Origin of the sequence: Mycobacterium sp. E802 (assembly GCF_001666875.1) — a bacterium.
Lineage (GTDB): Bacteria > Actinomycetota > Actinomycetes > Mycobacteriales > Mycobacteriaceae > Mycobacterium.
The window spans coordinates 1-7,604 of sequence record NZ_LZJD01000186.1; the positions used below are offsets into that span (position 1 = coordinate 1).

The 7,604-nt window shown below is 67.2% G+C and carries 10 protein-coding genes; 4 read left to right on the plus strand and 6 right to left on the minus strand.

The genetic code is table 11. The annotated features are described in order from the left end of the window. The coding region (locus A5699_RS27135; RefSeq protein WP_067776707.1) for an APC family permease at positions 1-1,781 on the minus strand (1,781 nt) is incomplete at its 3' end. A 105-nt stretch (positions 1,782-1,886) separates the two neighbouring features. Here A5699_RS27135 and A5699_RS27140 point away from each other — a divergent pair. Continuing rightward, positions 1,887-2,561 carry a TrkA family potassium uptake protein gene (locus tag A5699_RS27140; protein WP_157561475.1) on the plus strand — a complete coding sequence of 225 codons (675 nt, stop codon included), beginning with the start codon at positions 1,887-1,889 and terminating at the stop codon, positions 2,559-2,561. Then, positions 2,561-3,229, plus strand: a complete 669-nt coding sequence (locus A5699_RS27145; protein WP_067776689.1) for a TrkA family potassium uptake protein — start codon at positions 2,561-2,563, stop codon at positions 3,227-3,229. The genes A5699_RS27140 and A5699_RS27145 overlap by 1 nt, the downstream gene beginning before the upstream one ends. Here A5699_RS27145 and A5699_RS27150 read toward each other — a convergent pair. Beyond that, entirely contained in the window at positions 3,226-3,825 is a 600-nt protein-coding gene (locus tag A5699_RS27150; RefSeq protein WP_157561478.1) for a DUF3159 domain-containing protein, read from the minus strand. The genes A5699_RS27145 and A5699_RS27150 overlap by 4 nt on opposite strands. Positions 3,826-3,935: 110 nt before the next feature. Next, positions 3,936-4,307 (minus strand): OB-fold nucleic acid binding domain-containing protein, encoded by a 372-nt coding sequence (locus tag A5699_RS27155; RefSeq protein WP_067776695.1) that lies wholly within the window; start codon positions 4,305-4,307, stop codon positions 3,936-3,938. A gap of 134 nt (positions 4,308-4,441) precedes the next feature. Here A5699_RS27155 and A5699_RS27160 point away from each other — a divergent pair, with 134 nt between their 5' ends. Beyond that, positions 4,442-5,161 carry an alpha/beta fold hydrolase gene (locus A5699_RS27160; protein ID WP_067776698.1) on the plus strand — a complete coding sequence of 240 codons (720 nt, stop codon included), beginning with the start codon at positions 4,442-4,444 and terminating at the stop codon, positions 5,159-5,161. 19 nt (positions 5,162-5,180) lie between these two features. Here A5699_RS27160 and A5699_RS27165 read toward each other — a convergent pair whose 3' ends face one another. Then, positions 5,181-5,969 carry a DUF3710 domain-containing protein gene (locus tag A5699_RS27165; protein WP_067776701.1) on the minus strand — a complete coding sequence of 263 codons (789 nt, stop codon included), beginning with the start codon at positions 5,967-5,969 and terminating at the stop codon, positions 5,181-5,183. Continuing rightward, the gene (gene dut / locus A5699_RS27170) at positions 5,969-6,433 is read right to left on the minus strand and encodes a dUTP diphosphatase (protein WP_067776704.1); all 465 of its coding nucleotides are present in this window, start codon (positions 6,431-6,433) and stop codon (positions 5,969-5,971) included. Before dut ends, A5699_RS27165 begins: the two co-directional genes overlap by 1 nt. Before the next feature lie 25 nt (positions 6,434-6,458). Between dut and A5699_RS27175 the strand changes: the two genes are divergently transcribed. Then, on the plus strand, positions 6,459-6,956 hold the full coding sequence (locus tag A5699_RS27175) for a DUF3093 domain-containing protein (protein WP_067776710.1): 498 nt from the start codon (positions 6,459-6,461) through the stop codon (positions 6,954-6,956). Positions 6,957-7,101: 145 nt separating this feature from the next. On the opposite strand, the gene A5699_RS27180 is transcribed toward A5699_RS27175, so the two are convergent. Further along, positions 7,102-7,404 carry a DUF4193 domain-containing protein gene (locus tag A5699_RS27180; protein ID WP_003880601.1) on the minus strand — a complete coding sequence of 101 codons (303 nt, stop codon included), beginning with the start codon at positions 7,402-7,404 and terminating at the stop codon, positions 7,102-7,104. Positions 7,405-7,604: the final 200 nt, after the last annotated feature.

Genomic DNA, 7,604 nt, shown 5'->3' on the forward strand with positions numbered 1-7,604 from the left:
CGCGGCGATTCCTTCGTCACCCGTTTGACGTAATCGAGTACCGGGCGCGTGATTTCGCGGTAGGGCGAGGCGATCACCTTCAGCGGCACGCTGATGTCGCTGTCCTCCCACTGGTGCACCAGGGCGCGGGTCTCGGCGTCGTCCACGCTCACCGTGATCGCCTCGAGCACGTCCGGCCGGGTGGCCCGGGCATATGCCAGCGCGCGCTTGGTGGGCAGATGCAGTTTGGACACCAGGACCACCGCATGGTTGCGGCTCGGCAACACGATGTCGCCGCCCTCGCTCTCGTCCTGCGCGTCGAGCTCGCGGGCGACGGTGTCGTAGTGCTTGTGGATCAGCTTCATGATCACGAACAGCGCACTCATCGCCAGGATCGCGATCCACGCGCCGGCGGCGAACTTCGTCACCACCACGACCACCAGCACCGCGCCCGTGGCGGTGAGCCCGACGGCGTTGATGATGCGCGACCGCATCATCTTCCGGCGCACCGCCGGATCGGTCTCGGTGCGCAACAACCGGGTCCAGTGCCGCACCATGCCGATCTGGCTGAGCGTGAACGAGACGAACACCCCGACGATGTAGAGCTGGATCAGCGCAGTCACCTCGGCCCGGAACGCGACCACGAACGCCATGGCCGCAAGCGCCAGGAACAGGATGCCGTTGGAGAACGCCAGCCGATCACCGCGGGTGTGCAGCTGCCGCGGCAGGTAGCGGTCCTGCGCCAAAATCGAACCGAGGACCGGGAACCCGTTGAACGCGGTGTTGGCCGCCAACATCAGGATCAGCGCGGTCACCCCGGCGATCAGATACAGACCGACCGGGAAATCGTGGAACACCGCATCGGCGAGCTGGGCGATCAAGGTCTTCTGGTGGTAATCGGCAGGTGCACCGATCAGTTGCTCGTGCGGACGCTCGGCGATCTTCACCCCGGTGGCCTTGGCCAGCAGGATGATGCCCATCAGCAGTGTCACCGAGATCACGCCGAGCAGCAGCAGGGTGGTTGCCGCGTTACGCGACTTGGGTTTCCGGAAGGCCGGCACCCCGTTGCTGATCGCCTCGACCCCGGTCAGCGCCGCCGAACCCGACGAGAACGCGCGCGCCACCAGGAACACGAGCGCGAAGCCCAACACCTCGCCGTGTTCGGGATGCATCTCGAAGCCGGCGGATTCCGCACGCAAGGGGTGACCCAGAACATAGATCTGGAACAACCCCCAACCCAACATGACGAACATGCCGACCATGAACGCATAGGTGGGAATCGCGAACGCGGTCCCGGACTCTCGCAGCCCGCGCAGATTCATCGAGGCCAACAACAGGATCGCCACCACCGCGAACAACACCTTGTGCTGCGCCACAAACGGCACCGCCGAGCCGATGTTCGACATCGCCGACGACATGGAGACCGCCACCGTCAGCACGTAATCCACCATGAGTGCGCTGGCCACCGTCAGACCGGCGGTGGGCCCGAGGTTGGTGGTGACGACCTCGTAATCACCACCACCGGACGGGTAGGCATGCACGTTCTGCCGGTAGCTGGCGATCACGATCAGCATGACGGCGGCCACCGCCAACCCGATCCACGGGGTGAGCGAGTAAGCCGTCAGGCCGGCCACCGACAGCACCAGGAAGACTTCCTCGGGCGCGTAGGCCACCGAGGACAGGGCATCGGAGGCGAACACCGGCAGGGCGATCCGCTTGGGCAACAGGGTGTGCGAGAGCTTGTCGCTGCGGAACGGCCGCCCCAGTACCAACCGGCGCGCTGCCGTCGAAAGCTTGGACACGAGAGCCAAGACTAAGCCCGAACACGAAAAGTCGTCACAAAGCTGTAGCGTTCGAGGACACGGATAGAGCAACAGCACTTCTCTGCGACCGGAAAGGACCGTCGGGTGCGTGTAGTCGTCATGGGGTGCGGTCGAGTGGGCGCGTCCCTCGCGGACAGCCTGGCCCGCATCGGCCACGAGGTTGCGGTGATCGACCGCGACAGCGCCGCGTTCCATCGGCTTTCGCCGGAGTTCGCCGGGGAACGTGTGCTCGGTATGGGTTTCGACCGCGATGTCCTGCTACGCGCCGGAATCGAAGAGGCCGGTGCGTTCGCCGCCGTCTCCTCCGGTGACAACTCCAACATCATCTCGGCGCGGGTGGCCCGCGAGACGTTCGGTGTCGAGCGCGTGGTGGCCCGGATCTACGACGCCAAACGCGCCGCGGTCTACGAACGGCTGGGCATCCCGACCGTGGCCACGGTGCCGTGGACCACCGATCGCCTGCTCAACGTGCTGACCAGAGAGACCGAGACCACAAAATGGCGCGACCCCTCGGGCAACGTGGGCGTGGCCGAACTCCCGTTGCACCAGGACTGGGCCGGGCATCTGGTCACCGAGCTGGAGGCATCGACCGGCGGCCGGGTCGCCTTCATGATCCGGTTCGGCAGCGGTTATCTACCCGAGCCGAAGACCGTGATCCAAGCCGGCGACCAGGTGTACGTCGCCGCGGTGTCGGGCCACATCGCCGAGGCGCTGGCGATCGCGGCGCTGCCGCCGAGCGAGGACTTGGAGTCCCACTGATGAAAGTTGCCATCGCCGGAGCGGGGGCTGTAGGTCGTTCCATCGCCCGCGAGTTGCTGGAGAGCAACCACGACGTGACCCTGCTCGAACGCAACCCCGACCACATCGACGAGGACGCCATCCCGGCCGCGCACTGGCGGCTGGGTGATGCCTGCGAGCTCACCATGATGGAGTCGATCAAGCTCGAGGAATTCGACGTGGTGATCGCGGCGACGGGTGACGACAAGGCCAACGTCGTGGTCAGCCTGCTGGCCAAGACCGAGTTCGCGGTGCCCCGGGTGGTCGCCCGGGTCAACGATCCGCGCAACGAGTGGCTGTTCGACGAGAACTGGGGCGTCGACGTGGCGGTGTCGACGCCGCGCATGCTGGCCTCACTGGTCGAGGAGGCCGTGGCGGTCGGTGATCTGGTCCGGTTGATGGAGTTCCGCAAGGGGCAGGCCAACCTGGTCGAGATCACGCTGCCCGACGACACGCCTTGGGGCGGCAAACCAGTCAAGCGCCTCGATCTACCCCGCGACACCGCGCTGGTGACCATCCTGCGCGGCGCCCGGGTGATCGTGCCCGAGTCCGACGAGCCGCTGGAGGGCGGCGATGAACTGCTGTTCGTCGCGGTCACCGAGTCCGAGGACGAACTGCGCGAGCTGCTGCTGCGTCCGGCGCCGCGTTAATCGGAGTCGACGCCGGGTGCCGCCTCGGCGGCGTGCACCGCACGCTGTGCGGCCCGGATGGCCAGATAGGTCACCAGTGCCGCGACGGCGGTCAGCGGCCAGCCCATCGCGATCCGAGCGAAACCCAGCCAACCGGTCTCGTCGGCGTCATAGAGGTACTCCTGCACCAAAAACCGTGACCCGAACACCGCGACCCAGGTCAGCGTGGCGATGTCGAAGGCCACCACGGCCCCACGCACACTGCGCCACTCCCGGTCGTGGGTGTTCACCCAGCCCCAGATGTAGCCGACCACCGGGCGGCGGATCAGCACCGAGACCCCGAACACCACGGCCCACAGCAGTGATGTCCAAATGCCAAGCAGGAAGTACCCTTTCGACTCCCCGACCAGATACGCGATGAGCGCGCTGACGCCTACGGCGAAGAAACCCGACACCGCGGGCTGCGCGGATTCGCGGCGGATCAGCCGCCAGATCAAAATGAGGGTCGCCACACCGAGCGCTGCGGCGATCGCGGGCCCGAGCCCGAACGCCGTGGACACCGGGACGAACACCACCACGGGCAGCGACGAATAGATGAGACCGCTGACCCCGCCCATCTGGTCCAGCACGGCCCGTCCGCCGCCATGGGCAGGAGTCAGCGCCGGCTCGCTCTCGGGGGGTTGAGGTGCGTTGCCTGTGTTCTCGGTGCCTGTGTTCTCGGCCTGGCTCACTTCTGGATTTCGTAGCGTGGGTTGTAGATCGCTTTGGTGCCGTTCTCCAGCTTGCCGACGCGGCCGTGGACCCGCAGCGTGCACCCGGATTCGATACCCGGGATGCGGCGCTGCCCCAACCACACCAGCAGCACCGAGTCGGTGCCGTCGAACAGTTCGGCTTTGATGCCGCCAGAACACCCCTTGCCGTTACATTCGACGCTGCGCAGGGTGCCGACCATCGTCACTTCCTGGCCGCGCTGAACGTCGATCGCCTTCAGCGCGCCGGTGTTCGCGGCTTCATCGCTGAGCACTTCGACATCAAGCTGTTCGGGGTCTTCCGTCAGGCGTCGCGTGAGCCGGCGCAGATACCCTTCGGCCGTAGCCATGGCCTCTCCTGACCTTCTGCGGATCCACTGTGAATCCGCCCAACCAACGCCACGGTAGACCTCTTGTTCGACGAATGCCACGTGGGGTACGGGTCGGCGCGCCGACGATTTGACGGGGCAGGCACGATCATGTGATGAGCGTCATTCTGCGTGGTGTCCCAACCGTTCTGCTGCCTGGGACCGGGTCCGACGACAACTATGTCTACCGGGCGTTTTCCGGGGCACTGCACGACCTCGACGCGCTTGTGGTGACGCCGCCGCCGACGCCGGAGCGGCTCATCGAGGGCTATCTGCACGCACTCGACGACGCGGCGCGCTCGGGCCCGATCGCGGTCGGCGGCGTGTCGATCGGCGCAGTGGTCGCGGCCAGATGGGCACTCGACCATCCCACTCGGACAGTGGCGCTGCTGGCCGCCCTGCCGCCGTGGACGGGTTCGTCCCAGCACGCCCCGGCCGCCCTGCTGGCCCGGCAGTCAGCCGATCTGTTGCGTCGGGACGGCCTGGCGTCCGCGATCACACAGATGCGGGCCGCCAGCATGCCGTGGCTGGCCGACGAGCTGGCCCGGTCCTGGGTGGGCCAGTGGCCGACGCTGCCCGCGGCGATGGAGGAAGCGGCCGGCTACCGCGCGCCGGACTGCGCCGAACTCGAACTGCTCAAGGTGCCGATGGGTGTCGCGGTGGCCACCGACGATCCTGTGCATCCGGCCGAAGTCGGCTACGAGTGGGTGGCCGCAGCGCCGCAGGCAGCCTTGCGCTCCGTCACGCTCGAACAGATGGGCCTCGACACCGGCGCGCTGGGTGCCGCCTGTGTCGCGGCGTTGCAGGACGCGGTCGACGCGCCCGTCGCCGGCTGAGGGAGCTGCTTTCCGCCGGTTATCCGCCGGTGATGGTGCGAAGCTGCTGCATCGCCGATCCCTGGACGCTGCGCCGCGCGGCCGGTTCGGCCGGCGGCTGCTCCGACGGCTGCGGCTGAGCGGCGGCCATCTGCTGGGCAGCTTGCTGCATCGCCGCCTGTTGTGCTGCGGCGCGCAGTTGGGCCGCCATCGGCTCGGGCAGCTGCACCGCCAGCGGCGTGCGCACCGGGAGCGGCGTGTCACCCCGACGAATCACACTGTCGGCCAACGACGTCCGAGCCTCGTCGGCCAGCGCGTCGATGGTTTCCGGCGAACCGTTGACCACGCAGCGCACCATCCAGCGGTATCCGTCGACGCCGATGAAGCGCACCACGCCACCGTTGCCCACGCCGACGACCTCGCGTCCCCACGGGCCGTCCTGGATGCTGACCGAGGTCGCGTCCTTGCGCAGCGAGTCGGCGAGCTCACCGGCCACCTCACGCCACAGGCCCGCACTCTTGGGCGCGGCGTAGGCCGCGATGGTGAAACGTCCGTTGGGCGTCACCACCCATACCGCGCTGGGTGCCCCGGCCTCGTTGAGCTCGACCTGGACCTGCCCGCCGTCGGGCATGGGGATCAGTACCGAGCCGAGGTCGAGGCGACCCTGCACGGCAACCGCCGGATCGTCGAAGTCCTCGACGTCGAACGGCCCCTGATCGATGTCGTCGGTGACGTCCGCCGAGGCGGACGGATCAGCCACCGGCTGACCTTCCTGCCGGTCAGCGGCGTCTTCAGCCGAAGCGTTGCTCTTGTGTTTTCCGAATGCCATCACAAACTCGCATGTCCGCCGGAGGAGCCGTGGCCGCCGTCGCCACGGGTGGTGTCGGCCAGGCCGGCCTCGTCGAACGAGGTCACCTCAACCAACTCGGGCAGTTCTACCCGCTGAACCAACAGCTGGGCAATCCGGTCACCGCGGTTGACCACGATCGGCGTGTCGGGGTCGAGGTTGATCAGCGAGATCTTGATCTCGCCGCGGTAGCCGGCGTCGATGGTGCCCGGGCTGTTGACGATCGAAAGGCCCACGCGGGCAGCCAATCCCGACCGCGGATGGACCAGCCCAACCATGCCGTGCGGGATGGCAACGGCGATCCCGGTGGGTACCAGCGCCCGCTGACCGGGGGCCAGTTCGACATCCTGCGCGCTGTAGAGGTCTACGCCCGCATCACCATCGTGCGCCCGGCTGGGCATCGGGAGTTCGCGGTCCAATCGGACGACCGCCAGAGAGGTGGACACGACGTCACAGATTACTCTGAGCCGCGTGTCAGACACGCGTGCAACCACCCAAAGCGTTCACTATCGCGAGCGTTTGTGGGTGCCGTGGTGGTGGTCGCTGCCCGCTGCCGTGCTGGCAGCGGTGATTGCGTTCGAGATCGGCCTGGCGGCGCCGGCCATTCCGGCATGGCTGCCCTACGTGCTGCTGTTCGGCGTGGCGGCGGCGGTGCTGATGTGGTTCAGCAAGACCGAGCTGAAGGTGGTGGGCCACCCCGGCGGGGACACCGAGTTGTGGATCGGTGACGCGCATCTGCCGACCGATGTCGTCTCGCGCACCGCCGAGGTGCCGCGGTCGGCGAAATCGGCGGCGCTGGGGCGTCAACTCGATCCGGCCGCTTATGTCGTGCACCGGGCCTGGATCGGCCCGTTGGTGCTGGTCGTCCTCGACGATCCGGATGACCCCACGCCGTACTGGTTGATCAGTTCGCGGCGTCCGGATCGGGTCCTGGCGGCGCTCCGCGGCGGAGCCGCGAATACAGCGTGAGCGGCGGAGCCGCGAATACAGCGTGAGCGGCTGAGCCGCGAATCAAACTGCAGCGGCGGGGCCGCGAATACAGCGTGAGCGGCTGAGCCGCGAATCAAACTGCAGCGGCGGGGCCGCGAATCCGGCTTGAGCGGCTGAGCCGCTGTCAGGCCGCGCAGTCGGTGCAGATCATCACGCCGTTCTTCTCACTGGCCAGCCGGCTCCGGTGATGCACCAGAAAGCAGCTGGAGCAAGTGAACTCGTCGGCCTGCTTCGGCACCACCCGCACCGACAGCTCTTCGCCGGACAGGTCTGCGCCGGGCAACTCGAACGACTCGGCGGTTTCCGATTCGTCGACATCCACCACGGCCGATTGCGCCTCGTTGCGCCGCGCCTTGAGCTCTTCCAGCGAGTCCTCGGAAACCTCGTCAGCTTCGGATCGCCGCGGGGCGTCGTAGTCGGTAGCCATCGTCTGTGTCCCCTCCCTTACCTTGCAGCAGAGGTTTGTACCAGCGTCGAACGCATTCCCCAAATGATTCGTGCCCGTATTGCCACACGTTCCACTGTGATTTACGTCACAGTGGGGTCTGAGCTCTGCTGCATCTGCGGCCGCGGTTGCCCTTAGAGTGCAGGTGTGGTCGCGCAAATCACCGATGGCACCGCCTTCGA